Source organism: Kocuria sp. 2SI (assembly GCF_005502825.1).
GTDB classification, from domain to species: domain Bacteria; phylum Actinomycetota; class Actinomycetes; order Actinomycetales; family Micrococcaceae; genus Kocuria; species Kocuria palustris.
This window is the reverse complement of sequence record NZ_SCNB01000006.1, coordinates 1-17,830: the sequence shown is the minus strand read 5'-3', so window position 1 is coordinate 17,830 and position 17,830 is coordinate 1. Positions and strand designations below refer to the sequence as shown.

General features: G+C 70.5%; 17 protein-coding genes. 8 read left to right on the top strand and 9 right to left on the bottom strand.

The genetic code is table 11. The features are described 5' to 3' along the window. Window positions 1-105 precede the first annotated feature (105 nt). Both FFS25_RS04840 and ilvA read left to right on the top strand, forming a co-directional pair. On the top strand, window positions 106-1,725 hold the full coding sequence (locus FFS25_RS04840; RefSeq protein WP_235044707.1) for an AI-2E family transporter: 1,620 nt from the start codon (window positions 106-108) through the stop codon (window positions 1,723-1,725). Between the two features lie 193 nt (window positions 1,726-1,918). Further along, a complete protein-coding gene (ilvA, locus tag FFS25_RS04835) occupies window positions 1,919-3,166 on the top strand; it encodes a threonine ammonia-lyase (protein WP_006213423.1) in 1,248 nt (415 codons plus the stop codon). A gap of 95 nt (window positions 3,167-3,261) precedes the next feature. Here the strand turns inward: ilvA and greA are convergent, their stop codons facing one another. Then, window positions 3,262-3,768: a transcription elongation factor GreA gene (gene greA / locus FFS25_RS04830; protein ID WP_006213422.1), complete on the bottom strand. Its 507-nt coding sequence runs from the start codon at window positions 3,766-3,768 to the stop codon at window positions 3,262-3,264. Window positions 3,769-3,999: 231 nt separating this feature from the next. Beyond that, window positions 4,000-4,431: a DUF4307 domain-containing protein gene (locus FFS25_RS04825; protein ID WP_058871773.1), complete on the bottom strand. Its 432-nt coding sequence runs from the start codon at window positions 4,429-4,431 to the stop codon at window positions 4,000-4,002. A gap of 197 nt (window positions 4,432-4,628) precedes the next feature. Here FFS25_RS04825 and mca point away from each other — a divergent pair, with 197 nt between their 5' ends. Together mca and FFS25_RS13555 are read left to right on the top strand one after the other, a co-directional pair. Continuing rightward, complete coding sequence (mca, locus tag FFS25_RS04820) at window positions 4,629-5,552, top strand: mycothiol conjugate amidase Mca (RefSeq protein WP_051990387.1); 924 nt, start codon at window positions 4,629-4,631, stop codon at window positions 5,550-5,552. Between the two features lie 55 nt (window positions 5,553-5,607). Continuing rightward, window positions 5,608-5,976 (top strand): hypothetical protein, encoded by a 369-nt coding sequence (locus tag FFS25_RS13555; protein WP_006213418.1) that lies wholly within the window; start codon window positions 5,608-5,610, stop codon window positions 5,974-5,976. Between the two features lie 32 nt (window positions 5,977-6,008). Here FFS25_RS13555 and trhA read toward each other — a convergent pair whose 3' ends face one another. Beyond that, on the bottom strand, window positions 6,009-6,806 hold the full coding sequence (trhA, locus tag FFS25_RS04810) for a PAQR family membrane homeostasis protein TrhA (RefSeq protein ID WP_006213417.1): 798 nt from the start codon (window positions 6,804-6,806) through the stop codon (window positions 6,009-6,011). Window positions 6,807-7,072: 266 nt separating this feature from the next. On the opposite strand from trhA, the gene FFS25_RS04805 reads away from it, so the two are divergent. Both FFS25_RS04805 and phoH2 read left to right on the top strand, forming a co-directional pair. Then, complete coding sequence (locus FFS25_RS04805; protein ID WP_006213416.1) at window positions 7,073-7,834, top strand: isoprenyl transferase; 762 nt, start codon at window positions 7,073-7,075, stop codon at window positions 7,832-7,834. A 195-nt stretch (window positions 7,835-8,029) separates the two neighbouring features. Continuing rightward, entirely contained in the window at window positions 8,030-9,427 is a 1,398-nt protein-coding gene (gene phoH2 / locus FFS25_RS04800; protein ID WP_006213415.1) for an RNA 5'-3' helicase PhoH2, read from the top strand. 39 nt (window positions 9,428-9,466) lie between these two features. Here the strand turns inward: phoH2 and FFS25_RS04795 are convergent, their stop codons facing one another. Continuing rightward, window positions 9,467-10,747 (bottom strand): glycosyltransferase 87 family protein, encoded by a 1,281-nt coding sequence (locus FFS25_RS04795; protein WP_137802117.1) that lies wholly within the window; start codon window positions 10,745-10,747, stop codon window positions 9,467-9,469. Between the two features lie 96 nt (window positions 10,748-10,843). Beyond that, entirely contained in the window at window positions 10,844-11,605 is a 762-nt protein-coding gene (locus FFS25_RS04790; RefSeq protein ID WP_006213413.1) for a hypothetical protein, read from the bottom strand. Between the two features lie 94 nt (window positions 11,606-11,699). Here FFS25_RS04790 and FFS25_RS04785 point away from each other — a divergent pair, with 94 nt between their 5' ends. Beyond that, entirely contained in the window at window positions 11,700-12,212 is a 513-nt protein-coding gene (locus FFS25_RS04785) for a prepilin peptidase (protein ID WP_006213412.1), read from the top strand. Between the two features lie 133 nt (window positions 12,213-12,345). Next, complete coding sequence (locus FFS25_RS04780) at window positions 12,346-12,864, top strand: NUDIX hydrolase (protein WP_024289988.1); 519 nt, start codon at window positions 12,346-12,348, stop codon at window positions 12,862-12,864. Between the two features lie 62 nt (window positions 12,865-12,926). Here the strand turns inward: FFS25_RS04780 and FFS25_RS04775 are convergent, their stop codons facing one another. The 4 genes from FFS25_RS04775 to FFS25_RS04760 all read right to left on the bottom strand — a co-directional run. Continuing rightward, window positions 12,927-14,672, bottom strand: a complete 1,746-nt coding sequence (locus FFS25_RS04775) for a pyruvate dehydrogenase (RefSeq protein WP_058871772.1) — start codon at window positions 14,670-14,672, stop codon at window positions 12,927-12,929. 204 nt (window positions 14,673-14,876) lie between these two features. Next, on the bottom strand, window positions 14,877-16,289 hold the full coding sequence (locus FFS25_RS04770; protein ID WP_006213409.1) for a class II fumarate hydratase: 1,413 nt from the start codon (window positions 16,287-16,289) through the stop codon (window positions 14,877-14,879). Window positions 16,290-16,346: 57 nt separating this feature from the next. Next, window positions 16,347-17,069 carry a carbonic anhydrase gene (locus tag FFS25_RS04765; protein ID WP_235586797.1) on the bottom strand — a complete coding sequence of 241 codons (723 nt, stop codon included), beginning with the start codon at window positions 17,067-17,069 and terminating at the stop codon, window positions 16,347-16,349. A 53-nt stretch (window positions 17,070-17,122) separates the two neighbouring features. Then, a partial coding sequence (locus tag FFS25_RS04760) for a DUF4245 domain-containing protein (protein ID WP_212742717.1) occupies window positions 17,123-17,830 on the bottom strand: 708 nt, incomplete at its 5' end.

The following is a 17,830-nucleotide window of genomic DNA, read 5'->3' as shown; positions in this document are numbered from 1 at the left end:
TCGGGACATTGCGCCCCTGTGCGTCGGAGAATCGGGGATGACGAGGTGAAGGCCACTGCCTGTCCTGCCCCTGTGCTGTCCCCCGGAGGTGCCATGATGAAGCCCATGACATCAACCACCGGATCCTCGCCCGATCATGAGCGCGAGCCAGATATCCAGATGCCCAGGAAGGGCGTGAGCGACGGCCAGAGCGTTCCGGCAGGCGTGCGGGTGGCCGCAGCCTGGTCCTGGCGCATCATCGTCATCATCGCCGGAATCTACGTGCTGGGGCGCCTGCTCGGGGCGGTGACCACCGTGCTGATCCCGGTGCTGCTGGCCGCCCTCGTGGCGAGTCTGATCGCCCCGCTGTCCCAGGCGCTGCGCCGCCTGCGGTTCCCGGGCATCCTGGCCTCTCTGAGCTCGATCGTGATCCTGATCCTGGTTGTCTTCGGCCTGCTGGCCCTTGCGGGGCAGCAGATCATCTCCGGCTTCAGCAAGCTCAGCGACTCGGCCATGGCCGGTGTGAACGCCCTGATCGGGCTGATCGAGGACCTCCCGATCGATGTGTCCACGGACCGGCTCAACGACCTGGTGGAGCAGGGCATGGGCTGGCTGCAGGACAACTCCGGGTCGATCCTCTCCGGGGCCGTGTCGTTCGGCTCGACGGCCGGCAACTTCGTGACCGGCTTCTTCATCATGATCTTCACCCTGATCTTCTTCCTCTCCGATGGAGAGCGGATCTGGCTGTTCATCGTGAAGCTGTTCCCCAAGCCGGCTCAGGCCGCGGTGAACGGCTCGGGCCGCAAGGCCTGGATCTCGCTGGGGCAGTACGTGCGGGTGCAGGGCTTCGTGGCGTTCATCGACGCCGTGGGCATCGGCCTGGGAGCGTTCATCCTGGGCGTTCCGCTGGCGGTGCCGCTGGCGATCCTGGTGTTCATCGGCTCGTGGATCCCGCTCGTGGGCGCTGTGGTCACCGGTGCGATCGGCGTGCTCGTGGCGCTCGTGGCCAACGGGCCGATGGCAGCCCTGGGCATGCTGGCCGTCGTCATCATCGTGCAGCAGCTCGAGGGCAACGTCCTGCAGCCGCTGATCATGGGCCAGGCGGTCTCCCTGCACCCGCTGGCGGTCTTCCTGGCCGTGGCCTCGGGATCCGTGGTCGCGGGCATCCTGGGCGCGCTGTTCGCGGTGCCGCTGCTGGCCATGGTCAACTCCGTGATCCGCTATCTCTCCAGCAGGGGATGGGAGCACGACCCGGACATCGCCTGGCAGCCCTATCTGTATCCGTGGGAGATACGCCGAAAGGCCAAGGCCAAGGAGCTCACCCGCGAGGAGGTGCTCCAGCAGTTCCGCCGCTTCAGCCGCACCCGCCGCAATGAGGAGGCCAAGTCCCGCAACAAGGAGGCCGAGAAGGACGTCACGCAGCGCGAGCGCGATCGCGCCCTCGAGGCCGCCGACCGGGTGTCCGAGGCCGAGCGCCGTCGTCACGCCCGGCAGAAGGAGCACCACGGCGCCGCCAAGGAGACCGACGTCTCGCAGCCCCGACCCACGCAGGAGGCGGGCGAGCTCGAGGAGGCGCAGGTGGCGCGCATGCCGCAGGGCCTGGGAGACGACGTCGGCCAGCCCACTCCCGGCGACCGGGTGGTCGCGGGCGTCGACGACGCCGATCCGACTCCGCCCGAGCAGGGCGGCTCCGAGGATGGTCTCGATTCCGAGGCGGACGGCCGCGGAGGCTCCCACCGGGTCTGATCGGCCGGGGCCGCCGCAGCGCAGTCGCCTCCGCTGAGGACGACGCGCCTCGTCGGGAGCTCGTCGATGGGTCGCAGCGGCACCGCAGACGGTGTCGGGGCGGCCCATCGTCGCGTCCTAGGATGGATGGCGGCCCGCACCGGGGTCGAGCACGTCCATCGGGTGCCGCAGCACCCAGGTTCAGGAGGACCCCATGTCGCTGTCCGAGCTACCCGTCCAGCTCGAGGACATCGAGCGCGCCGCGCGGCTGCTCGACGGCGTCATCGAGCGGACTCCTGTGGCGCATTCCCGGGCGCTTTCGCGGGAGCTGGGCTCCGAGGTCTGGCTCAAGGCCGAGAACCTGCAGCGCGCCGGCTCCTTCAAGGCCCGTGGGGCCTACGTGCGGATGGCCGGGCTGTCCGATCAGGAGAAGGCCCGCGGGGTCATCGCGGCCTCGGCAGGCAATCACGCCCAGGGGGTGGCGCTGGCGGCCAGCCAGCTCGGGATCCGGGCCAGGATCTACATGCCTCGGGTGGCGGCCCTTCCCAAGATCGCCGCGACCCAGGATCACGGCGCTGAGGTCGTGCTCTTCGGCTCGACCGTGGACGAGGCGCTGAGCGAGGCCAAGCGGGTGGCCGAGGAGTCCGGCATGGTCTTCATCCACCCCTTCGACAACGCGGAGATCGTGGCCGGTCAGGGAACGCTGGGCCTCGAGATCCTCGAGCAGGTCCCGGAAGTGGACACCGTGCTCACGGGTGTGGGCGGAGGTGGGCTCCTTGCGGGTCTGGCTGTCGCCCTGAAGGCCAGAGCCGCCAACGGCGGACGCCCGGTGCGGCTGATCGGCGTGCAGGCCGAGAACGCCGCCGCCTACCCGCCCTCGCTGGCCGGGGACGCCATCGTCTCCCTGGACAGGGTCTCGACCATCGCCGACGGCATCGCCGTGGGCAAGCCCGGAGAGCTGCCCTTCGAGATCATCCGCGACCTCGTCGACGACGTCGTGACGGTCTCGGAGGACCGCCTGGCCGAGGCGCTGATCTTCCTGCTCGAGCGCAACAAGCTCGTGGTCGAGCCGGCCGGTGTGGTCGGCGTGGCCGCGCTGCTCGACGGACGCCTCCAGGAGGTCCACGGAGACCTCGGCACCACGGCTGTGGTGCTTTCCGGCGGCAACATCGATCCCATGCTCATGCTCAAGGTGATCCAGCGCGGTCTGGCGGCGGCTGGGCGCTATCAGACCCTGAAGATGATGCTCGTGGACCGCCCCGGCGAGCTGACCCGCATCTCCGGGATCATCTCGGGCCTGGACGCCAATGTGACCGGCGTGGACCACACCCGCATCGGCGGCTCGCTGTCCATGGGCGATGTCTCCATCACTATCGACATGGAGACCAAGGGCCACGAGCATTCGCGCGCCGTGATCGCCGCCCTGGAGGCCGAGGGCTACGAGCCCGTCGTCGTGCACTGAGCTGAGCGCTCCCGCAGCCCGCACCCGCTGCGGGTCGGCATGAGGAAGGCGCCGTCTCCCGAACGGGAGACGGCGCCTTCGCCGTGTGCGGGGCTTCAGCCGCGGAAGGGCTTGGCCTCGAGGATCTCGACCTCGATGGACTTGCCGTTGGGGGCCTCGTAGCTCACCTTGTCGCCGGCCTTGTGGCCTGCGATGGCCGCGCCCAGCGGGGAGCGCAGGGAGTAGACCTCCAGGTCGGAGTCCCCGACGAGGTCCTCGGCGACCTCGCGGGAGCCCAGCAGGAAGGTCATCTCGTTGCCGGCGATCTTCGCCGTGACGATCATGCCGGCTTCGACGACGCCGTTGTCCTCGGCGAACTCGCCGACCGTCGCGTTCTCCAGGAGATTGGTCAGCTGCTGGATGCGGCCCTCGTTCTTGGACTGCTCCTCGCGGGCGGCGTGGTAGCCGCCGTTCTCCTTGAGGTCGCCCTCATCGCGAGCCGCCTCGATGCGGTCGACGATCTCCTGACGGTACGGCCCGGAGATGTGGTCGAGCTCCTTCTTGAGGCGGTCGTAGGCCTCCTGGGTGAGCCAGGCGCCCTCGGTCTCGGGGGTCTCGGACACGGTGCTCTTCTCTCTGTCTGCGGTGGTCTTGCCGGCACGGCACCCGACGCCGGGGCGCGGGGCCTCTGCGGTCTGCTCGGGCGGTGCCGCTGCCTGAGGGGGCTGCGCTGCGCATCGCTGGGATGCGGGCGCGGCGGAACAGGCAGGAGGCTCATCTTATCGGAAAGGGGTGCGATCTTCGGCACACCGATCCACGGCGCACGTGTCAGGCCGAGTGCTCGCGTCCGGGGCTCAGCCCAGGTTCCAGCAGCTGTCGACCCGGGCGGTGTTGGCCGGATTGGTGGTGCGGATGGCCAGGCGGTGGGCGGTCGTGCGCTCGGCCTGGGAGTTCGCGGGCAGCGAGATCTCCTCGTAGCCGACGACGGCCCAGTCCTCGTTCAGCGCCTCGACGCCGCAGCGCACCGCCTGATCGGGATCGCGGGTGACCTCGAAGTCGGCGGTGACCTGGGCCGAGGAGATGAGGTCGAAGCCCACGTCCTTGGAGCTCGGCGCTGCGGACCGGGCCTGCACGATCCACACGACGAACAGGGTGGCCACCAGCAGCGCGGCCCCGATCAGACCCCAGCGAGCACGAGGGCTCAGCCGGCGGCGGGGACGGAGGCCATAGCGCTGCTGCAGCACCGACGTCTCGCTCGCGGCTGCGGGCTGTCTCGTGTGCGGCATGCCTTCCAGTCTAGTGCCGGCCTCGGACGTCCCGGTCGGTCCGGGCACCGAGGGAAGGCCCGGCCGAGGCGCGTAGGATCGCAGGGTGTGCGTGCTGTCGGCCGGAGCCGGAAGCGCGTCGCCCGCTGATCACGAATGCTTCGTGCTCAGCGCCCCTCACCGGAAAGGATCTCAGGACCTTGCCCTCGTACTCCGACATGCGTCTGCTGGCCGTCCACGCCCATCCCGACGACGAAGCGTCGAAGGGCGCCGCCACGATGGCGCACTACCGCCGTCTGGGCGTCGACGTGATGGTCGTGACCTGCACCGGCGGCGATTCCGGCTCGATCCTCAACTCCGCCATGGAGTCCGTGCCCCACGCCCGGCGCGACCTGGCGGGCTACCGCCGCCAGGAGATGGACCGGGCGGCCAAGGCGCTGGACATCTGCCACCGCTGGCTCGGCTACACGGACTCCGGGCTGCCCGAGGGCGATCCGCTGCCGCCGCTGCCGCCGGCATGCTTCGCGCTGCAGCCGGTGGACCGAGCCGCCGCCCCGCTGATCCAGCTGGTCCGCGAGTTCCGCCCGCACGTGATCCTCACCTACGACGAGAACGGCGGCTATCCGCACCCGGATCACATCCAGACCCACAACGTCGCCATGCGCGCGTGGGAGAAGGCAGGGGATCCCGAGCACCTGCCGGAGCTGGGCGAGGCCTGGCAGCCGCTGAAGTTCTACTACGACCGCGCCTTCGACCTGGATCGCCTCCAGGCGCTGCACGAGGCCCTGACCGCCAAGGGCCTGGAGTCCCCGTTCGCCGAGCGCATCGCGCGTCGGCTCGAGGCCCGGGACACGGAGGGCAACGACTCCGCGCCGAACAAGCACGTCACCACGACCAAGATCCACTGCGCCGACTGCTTCCCGGTGCGCGACGAGGCCCTGCGGGCGCATGCGACCCAGGTGGCCCCGGAGTCGTGGTTCTTCGCCATGTCCCCACAGGACCAGGCCGCGGCCTGGCCGTGGGAGGACTACGTGCTCGCCGACACCCGCGTGGACGCCGAGCTGCCGGAGACCTGCGTGTTCACCGGGATCGTGGACGAGGTCCACCCGGACCCCGAGGACGCCCCCTCCTGGCAGATCTGAGGGGCCCGCGCCCGCGGAGCCCCAGAACCTTCGAAGAGACGAGATCACCGCTTCCATGCTCAGCCTGCCGCTGCAGAACTACAACGATGCCACCGACCCGGGTGAGCTGCGCCCCGGCCTGGAGGCCGAGCAGGTCAGCCCCGGGCTGCTCGGCTTCCTGATCACCTTCGTGATGGTCGCCGTCGTCGTGCTGCTGATCGTCGACATGGTGCGCCGCCAGCGCCGCCTCCGCTACCGCGCCGATTACGCGCGCGCCCGCGAGGAGGCCGAGTCGGGGGCTGCGCTCCAGTCCCCGGAGGCGGCGCAGGAGGACGAGCCCGCCGGATCAGCCGCGTCCACGGGCACCTCCCGCGGCGGACCTCCGGGTGCCCGCGAGCAGGACGATGCGCGCGCCGAGAGGGACGCTCCGGGCGAGCGGCCCTGAAGCCGCCCGCGGAGCAGTCGTGCCAGTGCCGCTCAGGCGGACATCGCGACGACGATCGCGCTCCAGTGGCACACGAATCCGATCACGGTGCACGAGTGGAAGACCTCGTGGAAGCCGAAGTGCAGCGGCGCGATCGCCGGGCGCTTCAGCGCGTAGACCACCGCGCCGGCGATGTAGGCGATCCCACCCACGGACAGCGCCACGGTGGCCGCTGAGCTCACGGGCCAGAACACCGGGAGGTAGGCCACCGCGATGCAGCCCATGACGATGTACAGCGGCGTGTAGAGCCAGCGCGGGGCGCCCATCCACAGCAGGCGGAAGGCGATCAGGCCCGCGGCGCAGGACCAGATGATGATCAGCAGCGCCCGCGGATCCTCGAGCAGGGCGATCGCCAGCGGCGTGTAGGTCCCCGCGATCAGCAGGGCGATGTTGCAGTGATCGAACCGGCGCAGGAAGCCCGTGACCCGGGGGGACCAGTAGCTGCGGTGGTAGATGCCGGAGACCCCGAACAGCAGCAGCCCGGTCACGCCGAAGATCGCGCAGGCGAACCGCAGCTCCAGGCTCGGCGCCAGCAGCACCGCGATCAAACCCAGCACGAACACGACAGGGGTGAACGCCGCATGGATCCAGCCGCGCATCAGCGGTTTGCGCTCGACCGGGGGATGCCGCTCCGAGAAGCCCAGCCGCGAGAGCAGACGGGACGCGGCCACGGAGCGGGTCACGGTGGGCAGCTCGAGCCGACGGCGCCTGCGCCCGCCCGAGGCCCGGCTCTCGTCGCGGTGATTCTGCACACGGCGTCCCTGCGGCGCCTCGGCGGTGTGCGGTGACATGGAGCCTCCCGGGGACGTCACTGAGGATCTGCGCAGCGGTGCGATGCGGATCCTGTCCATGCTAGGCCGACGGCCTGCGATCGAGCTGGGTGCATCGTCAGCCGAGAGAGGACGGGATGGGCGGCGCGGTCGATGCGCCGCTGCTCCAGCAGCGCCCGCGCTATCTTTGGGGCAGCGGCGTCACCGGTCCATGAGAGACCGTGCGGGGCCGGACAGGGGTGCCGGGCCGCAAGGCCCGCAGCCGAACCGCCAGATGGAGGGACTGCGTGTCCAAGACCCGCCCGCTGTACCGCCTGTACGAGCAGCGGCTCGAGGCAGGGTTGCCGCCCGAGCAGCTGCCCGGGCACGTGGGGGTGCTCGTGGACGGCAATCGGCGCTGGGCGGAGCAGTCCGGAGGCTCGACCGCAGACGGCCATCGTGCCGGAGCCGAGAAGATCATCGAGTTCCTGGGCTGGTGTCGGGATCTGGAGATCCCGCACGTCACGCTGTACGTCCTGTCCACCGAGAATCTCAAGCGCCCGGCCGAGGAGCTCGGACCGCTGTTGGAGATCATCGCTGAGCTGATGAGCTCGCTGCAGACCCGCAGCCTGTGCCAGGTCCAGGCGGTCGGCGCTCTCGAGATGCTCCCCGACGACCTCCGCGGCTCCATCCGCGAGCTGGAGCGCGCGACCGTGGGGAACGAAGGCCCTCACCTGAACATCGCGGTGGGCTACGGCGGGCGCCAGGAGATCGTCGACGCCGTGCGGGAGATCTTCGCGGGGGCGCTCGAGCGCGGCGAGGACGTGGCCGAGCTCGTCCAGCGGCTGAGCGTCGATGACATCTCCGAGCACCTCTACACGCGCGGGCAGCCGGATCCGGACCTGTTGATCCGCACCTCGGGGGAGCAGAGGCTCTCCGGCTTCCTGATGTGGCAGTCCGCCTACTCGGAGTACCACTTCTGCGAGGCCCTGTGGCCGGACTTCCGCTACGTGGACTTCCTGCGCGCGCTGCGCGACTACGCGAACCGCCATCGCCGCTTCGGCGGCTGATCAGCGCGGCTGACGCGGCCGGTCCGCGCCCGACGATCGCGGGAGCACCCTGTCCCGCTCCGGTGAATCACACACGTGCAATTCATGCTGCGTTCATGCCAGCGGAGTCCGGGCACTGCGCCGCTGTGCCACGTTGGAGCCAGGCGGACCGGAGGATGAGCCATCCGGGCGCCCCGACGGCAGGAGGATGCGGCGATGACGAGCACCACCACCCACCCCACTGGTCAGCAGGGCCCCGTGCAAGCGTCGGAGCAGGCGCCGCCGCGGCCTGAGCCGAGCGCTGAGACCCCGCGCGCGGGAGTGCGCTGCTACGTGGTGGACACCTCGGTCCTGCTCTCGGATCCCCGGGCCGTGCTGCGCTTCGCGGAGCACGACGTGGTGCTGCCGGTCGTCGTGGTCATGGAGCTGGAGGCCAAGCGCCACGACCCTGAGCTCGGGTACTTCGCGCGCAAGGCCCTGCGGCTGCTGGACCGGCTGCGCGTGGATCATGGTGGGCTGGATCGCCCGATCCCGCTCGGCGATCACGGCGGTCGGCTGCGCATCGAGCTGAACCACATCAGCGAGACCGTGCTGCCGCTGAGCTTCCGGCTGCGCGACAACGACTCGCGCATCCTGGCCGTGGCCCGGAACCTGGCCGATGAGGGCCACGATGTCTGCGTGATCTCCAAGGACCTGCCCATGCGCGTGAAGGCCTCTGCGCTGGGCCTGGACGCCGAGGAGTACCGCGCCGAGTGGATCGGCGACGACGAGCACGAGTGGTCGGGCATGGTCGAGCTCGACGTCGACGACGAGCTCGTGAGCCGCCTCTACGCCGACGAGGACGTCCGCGTCCCCGGCTCGGAAGGGCTGCCCTCGGGCGCCGGACTGATCCTGCACTCGCACCGCGGCAGCGCTCTGGCCCGGCTGCGCCCCGACGGCGGCACCCGCGTGGTGCGCGGGGACCGCGAGGTCTTCGGGCTCAGCGGCCGCTCCGCCGAGCAGCGCATGGCGATCGACCTGCTGGTGGATCCGCAGGTCGGCATCGTCTCCCTCGGCGGGCGCGCCGGCACGGGCAAGTCGGCGCTCGCGCTGTGCGCCGGGCTCGAGGCGGTCCTGGAGCGACAGGAGCACCGCCGGATCATCGTGTTCCGCCCGCTGCACGCGGTGGGCGGCCAGGAGCTGGGCTATCTGCCCGGTTCGGAGGAGGAGAAGATGAGCCCGTGGGGCCAGGCGGTCTACGACACCCTGGGCGCGGTGGTCTCCGAGAACGCGATGGCCGAGATCAGCGCGCGCGGGCTGCTCGAGGTGCTCCCCCTGACCCATATCCGCGGCCGCTCCCTGCATGACGCCTGGGTCATCGTGGACGAGGCGCAGTCCCTGGAGAAGAACGTGCTGCTGACGGTGCTGTCTCGCATCGGGCAGAACTCGAAGGTCGTGCTCACCCACGACGTGGCCCAGCGCGACAACCTGCGCGTGGGCCGTCACGACGGGATCGCGGCGGTCGTGGAGGCGCTGAAGGGCCACTCGCTGTTCGGGCACGTGACCCTGACCCGCTCCGAGCGCTCGCCGATCGCGGCGCTGGTCACCGAGGTGCTCGAGCGCACCGAGGTCTGAGCCGACCGCCTCAGCCCCGGCCGGAGCTCGTGCCGGGGCTCAGGCGTCCTCGGCCGATGCCCGCCGGGGCCGCAGCGCGACCCAGGCTCCAGCGACCATGGAGACGAGCAGGGGGACGGTTCCGAGCCGCTCGAGCGCAGGGGGACCGTTGAAGACCACGTCGGCCCCGCGGTCGCCCAGGTACTCGGCGGCCATGACCGACGGATTGTCGCTGAAGGCCACCAGGATCATCAGCGCCAGCACCGCGGCCGGTGCCCATTCGGCAGGCGGTGCGCTGCGCGGGCGGTCCGGGACCAGGGCGAACAGCAGCGGCAGCACCCACACCCAGTGGTGCTCCCAGGAGATCGGGGAGATCAGCAGCATCACGAGCGCGCCCAGCACGACGGCGGAGAACGGGTCGCCGGCTCGCGCCGCGCGGCGGATGCCGAGCCCTCCGAGCATGATCACGGCGACCGAGAGCAGCAGCCACAGGGGGGTGACCAGGGCATCCGGCAGACCCCACAGATGCAGCATGCCGTTGAGCGACTGATTGGAGATCCGTCCGGCGTCGCCCACACGATCTGTCGAGAACAGCTGGTGCGTGAAGTAGTCGAGCACCTCGCGGGGCAGGACCACGGCCGCGCCCAGGACCGTGATCAGCACGCCGAGGACCATGCCGATGATCGTTTGCCACCGGCCCAGCACGAGCGGGACCAGGCCCATGGCCGCCGGGGTGATCTTCAGGCCGGCGGCCAGACCGGTGAGCACGCCCGAGCCGGCGCCCCCGCTGCGTCGACGGCCGAGATCCGCGAGGATCAGCACGGCCAGGAGGACATTGATCTGCCCGAAGATGAACGTGAACCAGACGGGGTAGAGGTGCCAGGCCAGACCCAGCGCCGTCGCATAGGCCAGCAGCGTGGGGACCGGGCGCAGCAGGAACCAGCCGCGCGAGATCGGGGCCAGGCGCAGCACGACTCCGACGAACACCCCGATCAGCCCCGCATTGACCGCCTTGAGCACGGACCACGCCGATTCCAGAGACATGGCCCCCAGCGGATGGAAGAGGATCGCGGCCGCGGGCGGGTAGGTGAACGGCAGCTCGATCTTCCCGGCCTCCACGAGGCTCGGGGCATAGAGGTAGTCAGTCGTCGGGTTCTGGCCGTGCAGGATCTGGGCCGCGCGCCAGTAGACCTGCATGTCCAGCCCGGGGGCCTCACGCTGGCTGTGGACCACCAGGATGAACACGGCGGTGAAGATCAGCAGCCCCGCCCACATCAGCAGGCGCTGGAGCACGGACGGGGCCGACGGGGAGGACTCGTCGGCGAGGACGGCAGGGGGCATGGGCGCGGCGCCTTCGGTGGGGAGCGGATCGTTCGGTGGAGCTTCCGGGCCGGCAGCTCTGGTCTCGGGCAGGCGTGCGGGCGACTCGGAAGTTGTTCAGCCCCGCAGCCTCCACGGCAGGTGCTGGGAGACGTCGGTGAGCCGGAAGGACACGGGGGTGAACAGGTCGTCGTTGAGGTAGTCGTCGACCGCCTCGATCCGCAGCCGGTGACCGGAGCCGGCCTCGGGGCCCTCGAGCACCTCCGACGCGGTGCAGATCCCGGTCTGCTCGTCGATGCTCACGGCGGTGGGTGCGGGAGCCAGCGGATGCCCGGGCTCCACAGGACGATAGCCCACGAGCGGGCGGACGACGGCCCGGCGCACGGGGCGGCCGTCGTCATCGACGGCGCTGCGGATCTCGGTGAGGGCCGCTGGGGCCCGCTCCGCGAGGTAGAGCGGCTGCGGGGCGGGCCCTGCCAGCTCGACCGGATCGAGGACGGCCTGCCACCGGCCGCCGCCGAAGACCGGGTCCCCGTAGGCCGCCTCCGGACGGCGCTCGACGAGCCCCGAGCGGGTGTAGATGGGGCTGAGCAGTCCAGGAGGCACGAGCCAGGACTCGGGGCGAGCGGAGACGTAGAAGTCGTCGCGCGAGCCCACGAGATCCGTGGAGGTGTACAGCGCGGTGCCGTCCAGTGCCTCCACGCGCAGATCCTCCGGGCGGCGGATCCAGCAGCGCACGGGGGCGGTCTCGGGGCCCAGCCAGCTCAGGGTGAAGCGCACCGTGCCCCAGCGCCAGGGGGAGGACCGGCACAGGGCGGCGAACTCGGCCGGATCGGTGGCGGGGGCGGCGCAGGGACGACCGCTCGCAGACGGGGTCATGCAACCATCCTAGGTCTTCGCAGCGTGGTCACTGCTGTCCACAGCTGCTCGCACGGCCTCCCTCGCAGCTGCCGCCTCGGCTAGCTTCGAGTCCATGGGGGCGATCCTGGGTGGAGTTCTGGACGGCGGGGCCGCGCAGTGGGCTGCTGCGGCTCTGCTGCTGCTCGTGCTCACCGGACTCGCCGTGGTGGGCACCTGGCTCGTGGTGGTGGACCTGCGCGAGCACCGTCTGCCCGGGGACATCGTGCGCCCGGCGTGGATCGCCGCCGCGGCGGGGCTGGCAGGAGCCGGGCTGCTGGCCGGGCAGCCCGCGCGGATCCTCGCCATGGTGATCGGGGCGGCTGCGCTGTGGGGGCTGTACTGGCTGCTGCGCCGCGGCTCGAGCGGGGCTCTGGGCGCCGGCGACGTCCGTCTGGCCGGGCTGCTCGGCACCGTGCTGGGCTTCGACTCGCTATGGCTGCTGCTGTGGGCCACCGCGGCTGCCTTCGTGCTCGGGGGGCTGGCCGCTCTGGTGGTCGTGGTGCGCGATCGCGGCGACCTGCAGACGCGCATACCGTTCGGACCGGCCATGATCGCGGGTGCTTCCGCCGCGCTCGTCGTGGTCTGAAAGCGCGGCCCGAGCGTACATCGCGGACGAGGCGCTGCCTCTCGGTCGGCGCCCGGGCTGCTGTGGGACGCTGAGGTGCTGCCGCTGCGCGGGCCGTCGTCGGGCGGCCCGCCACTGATCGAAGGAGGAGTCCGTGCCCACTCCCGAGTACATCCTGTCCCTGCGCGAGAAGATCGGTCATGATCTGCTCTGGCTTCCCGGAGCGACCGCCGTGGTCCTGCACGAGGGTCGGATCCTGCTGGGGCGGCGTGCGGACAACGGGAACTGGGCGCCGATCACCGGCATCGTGGATCCTGGCGAGGAGCCCGCGGCCGCTGCCGTGCGCGAGTGCCTCGAGGAAGCCGGCGTGGTCTGCGAAGTCGAGGGCCTGGCCGGTGTGAAGGCCGGGGGAGAGGTCGTCTTCCCGAACGGCGACCGATGCCGGTTCCTGGACCACACCTTCCGCTGCCGCTACGTCAGCGGCACCGCGCGCGTGAACGACGACGAGTCCACGGAGATCGACTGGTTCGACCTGGACGACCTGCCGCCCATGCGCGAGGACCTGCTGCGACGCATCCGCTGCGCCATGGACTTCGACGGCACCACGCGGTTCTCCACGGAGCCCGGTCCCTCCCAGGACCCCACGGGCGCCCACGAGCCGCCTCGGAGCTGAGAGCAGAAGAGCCGCCCCCGCCTCCGAAGAGGACGGGGACGGCTCGCGGTCTGCCGGTCGGATCAGCGCAGCGCGTTGATGTTGCGCAGGTTGGAGCGCGCCATCGAGACGGCCTCGCCGGCTCCGCCGTTCATCACGACCTTGCTGATCGCGGTCGCGAAGCCGAAGACCTGGTCCGAGGAGATCTGCGGCGGCATGGACAGGGCATTCGGGTCGGTGATGACCTCCACGAGCGAGGGACCCTGGTGCGCCAGCGCCTCGCGCAGGGCGGGCTCGACCTCCTTGGCCTTGACCACGCGCCGGGACTGGAAGCCCATGGCGGCTGCGACCTGGGAGTAGTCCGTGTCCGGGACGTCCACGCCGAAGTCGGGCAGCCCGTCCACGAGCTGCTCGAGCTTGACCATGCCGAGCGTCGAGTTGTTGAAGAGCACGACCGTCAGCGGCAGCCGGTAGGTGGCCGCCGTGACGAGCTCGCCCAGCAGCATGGACAGGCCGCCGTCGCCGGACATGGAGATGACCTGCCGGTCCGGGTAGGCGAACTGCGCGCCGATCGCATGCGGCAGGGCGTTGGCCATGGTGCCGTGCTTGAAGGAGCCGATGATCCGGCGGGTTCCCAGCGGGCGGATGTAACGGGCCTGCCACACATTGGTCATGCCGGTGTCGGCGGTGAACACCGCATCCTGCGCGGCGACCTCGTCCAGCACGCTGGCCACGTACTCCGGATGGATCGGGGAGAGCCTCTTGACGTTGCGGGTGTAGGCGCCCACGGCATGGTTCATGATCCGGTCGTGGCGCTTGAGGGTCTTCTTGAGGAAGGACCGGCTGCGCTTGCGCTTGAGCAGCGGAAGCAGCCCCTGCACGGTGGCCAGGGTGTCGCCGTGGACGGGGTAGTCGACCTGGGTGCGGCGCCCCAGCACGGAGGCGTCGCGGTCGACCTGGATGGTCAGGGTGTCCGGCAGGAACTGGTCGTAGGGGAAGTCGGTGCCGAGCATGACCATGACATCGGCATCCTCCATGCCCTCCGCGGCCGCGCCGTAGCCGAGCAGGCCGGTCATGCCGACGTCGAACGGGTTGTCGAACTGGATCGCGTCCTTGCCGCGCAGCGAGTGCCCGATCGGAGCGCCCAGCACATCGGCGAGCTCGATCACGGCGTCGTGGGCGTCGCGGACGCCGTCGCCGACGAACAGGGCGACGTTGTCGGCCTTGTTCAGGACCCCGGCCAGCTCGACCAGGCAGTCGGTGTCCGGGACCACGCTGGCGCCCATGACCGGCTTCCACTGCGGGGTCTCGGCGGTCGCCTCGAGATCGGCGACATCGCCGGGCAGGGTCACGACGGACACGCCGTGCAGGGTCGTGGCCTTCTGGATCGCCGATCGCACCACGCGCGGGGACTGGTCGGTCGTGGAGATCATCTCCGAGTACACGGAGCACTCGTTGAACAGGCGGTCCGGGTGGGTCTCCTGGAAGAAGGACTGCCCGATCTGCGCCGAGGGGATGTGCGAGGCGATGGCCAGCACAGGCGCCCCGGTGCGCTGTGCGTCGTACAGCCCATTGATCAGGTGCAGGTTGCCGGGGCCGCAGGAACCGGCGCACACGGCCAGCTCACCGGTGAGCTGGGCGTCGGCGGCCGCGGCCATGGCCGCGCCCTCCTCATGGCGGACGTGGATCCAGTCGATCCCGCCGTGGGCGGCACCTCCGGTGCGGCGCACGGCATCGACCACGGGGTTCAGGCTGTCGCCCACGATCCCGTAGATCCGGCGGACGCCGGCCTGCTGGAGCTGGGCCACGATCTGGTCTGCGAGCTTCATATCGTCTCCTTCGGGCGCGGTCGCTTCAGGGGGCGGCCCGCGCAGAGTCTGGAATGACACCATCGTAAGCACGCAGCGATCGGCGACGGGACGATCGTGAGGCGGCTGACATCACGCTGTCAGCGGACGACGACGGCCGCCCTTGCCTCGCGTGAGCGCGGCAGGGGCGGCCGTGGGGCTGCGCGGGTCAGCTCAGCGGGATGATCACTTGTACTGCCCGATCATGGTGGTGACGTCCAGGGCGGCATCGAGCTGGTCCTCGGTGAGCTTCTCGCCGTCCACGTAGCCGAGCTCGACGGTCGCCTCGCGGACCGTGACCTTGTTGGCCACCGCGTACTTGGCGATCTTGGCGGCGGACTCGTAGCCGATCGCCTTGTTCAGCGGGGTCACGATCGAGGGGGAGGCCTCGGCCAGGAAGCGGCAGCGGTCCTCGTTGGCGGTGAGGCCGTCGATCATCTTCTCGGCCATGACCGTGGAGGTGTTGGCCAGCAGGCGGATCGACTCGAGCAGGTTGGCGGCCATCACGGGGATGCCCACGTTGAGCTCGAACGCGCCGTTGGTGGAGGACAGCGACACGGTGGTGTCGTTGCCGATGACCTGGGCACTGACCTGGATCGCGGCCTCGCAGATCACGGGGTTGACCTTGCCCGGCATGATCGACGAGCCCGGCTGCAGGTCCGGGATGGCGATCTCGCCCAGACCGGTGTTGGGACCGGAGCCCATCCAGCGCAGGTCGTTGTTGATCTTCATGTAGGAGTACGCGATGTTGCGCAGCTGCCCGGAGGCCTCGACCAGGCCGTCGCGGTTGGCCTGCGCCTCGAAGTGGTTGCGCGCCTCGGTGATCGGCAGGCCCGTCTCCTCGCCGAGCAGCTCGATCACGCGCGCCGAGAAGCCGTCCGGGGTGTTGATGCCGGTGCCCACAGCGGTGCCGCCGAGCGGGACCTCGGCCACACGCGGCAGCGAGGACTGGACGCGCTCGATGCCGAAGCGCACCTGCGCAGCGTAGCCGCCGAACTCCTGGCCCAGGGTCACCGGGGTGGCGTCCATGAGGTGGGTGCGTCCGGACTTCACGATGCCCGAGAACTCCTCGGCCTTCTTCTCCAGCGACGCGGCCAGCGTCTCCATGGCCGGGATCAGCTCGTTGCTCAGCGCGGAGGTCACGGCCACGTGCACGGAGGTGGGGAAGACGTCGTTCGAGGACTGCGAGGCGTTGACGTGGTCGTTCGGGTGCACGGTGACGTCCGCGGAGGCCAGCTCGTCCGAAGCCAGCTTGGAGAGGACCTCGTTGGTGTTCATGTTGGACGAGGTGCCGGAGCCGGTCTGGAAGACGTCGATCGGGAACTGGTCGTCGAACTCGCCGGCGGCCACGCGATCCGCGGCGCTGCGGATCGCCTCGGCGCGCTGGGCGTCCAGGACGCCGAGCTCCTGGTTGGCCTTGGCGGCGGCCTTCTTGACCTGGGCCAGCGCCCGGATGTGCTGGCGCTCCAGGGTCTTGCCCGAGATCGGGAAGTTCTGGACGGCGCGCTGGGTCTGAGCGCTGTAGAGGGCGTCCGCGGGTACGCGGACCTCGCCCATGGTGTCGTGCTCGATGCGGTATTCGGACGTGTTCTCAGTCATGGGGCCAGTCTAGAGTCCCGCCGGGCCGCTCGCTGGGCGGAGCGGCCCGGCCGCAGATCAGCCCTGGTGCTCGACGCCGCCGTGCTCGGGGACGTCCAGCCACGAGCCGTGGCCGAAGGTGAGCTTGGCGCGGCCGTGCTGCAGGCTGTAGCACATGCCCACGATCGCGACCCGTCCCGTGGACACGGCGGAGGCGATCGAGCGGGACTGATCGAGGATGCGGTGGGCCACCATCTCGACATTGGCCTCCACGATCTCGTCGACCGAGTCCCGGCCCGCGCGCTGGCTGTCGAGGACGGCCGGCGTGATGCGCTCGACGAGCGAGCGCTGGAAGCCGCGCGGCATCTCGCCGCTGCGCACCGACTCGCGCGTGGCCGTGACGGCTCCGCAGCTGTCATGGCCGAGGATCACGATCAGCGGGACGTTGAGCACCTCGACCGAGTACTCGAGAGTTCCGATCACGGCGTCGTCGATGACCTGCCCGGCGGTGCGGACCACGAAGGTGTCGCCCAGGCCCAGGTCGAAGATGATCTCTGCGGCTACGCGAGAGTCCGAGCAGCCGAAGATCGTGGCGAACGGGTTCTGCGACTGCGTCAGGGACTCGCGCCGAGAGGCGTTCTGGTTCGGGTGCTCCGAGGTGCCCTCCACGAACCGGAGGTTGCCGGCCTGCAGCTTCTCCAAGGCCTGGCGAGGGGTCAGCTGCGCTGCGGCGGCAGTAGGCGCGGTCGCCGTCGGCTGCTCGGGGGCGGTCTGCGCGTCCGTGGGCGTTGCGGCGGTCATGGGATCCTCCTGGGTTGGATGGAAATAGGCGGGTGTAAGGGAAAGGGCGCGGCTCAGGCGCTGTCGTCGGCGGCGTCCGCGACGGCCTGGGCGGCGTGGTCGAACTCGGAGTCGGGGGCGGTGCCCTGCAGGATCACCGTGGTGCCCTCGACCTCGCCGATCCAGGCGGTGCGCTGCTCGTCGTCATCGTCCTCGCCGAAGTGCACCTCCCACTCGATGCCTCCGGCCTCAACGGTGTCCGCCTGCGGCAGCGAGTCGATCTGCTCGAGGGTCCAGGTGGGGTTGGCCTGATCGGTCTGGATCAGCCCGATGAAGCCGCCGCGCGGGGTCACCCAGCCGGCGTCCCAGGAGTCCACGCCGTCGGACTGCTGGCCCTCCCAGCGGGCGTAGTTGGGGCTCCAGCCCTCGCCGAGGTCGGGGACGAGGGGATCGAAGTCCGCGACGTCGGCCGCGTAGCCGGCCTCGCGCTGCACGTCGACGTCCGGGCGGTAGGTCTGGGCATCGGGGCGCGGCTGCAGGAAGAAGAAGACCAGCACGATCGCGATGAGCACCACCATGGACAGCACCATGGCCCGTGCCGGGGCATTGACGCGCTTGGCCTGCTTCTGCGTCAGCTGGGGGACGACCGGCGGCTCCTGGTCGGCGCCGCTGCTGCGGTCCTGGCCGGCCTGCTGCGGCTGAGCCTCCTGCGCCTCGGGCTCCGGGCCTGCTGTCTGCACGGGCCGCCCCTCGGGGGTCCGTCGGGGCGCGGGGTCGGTGGG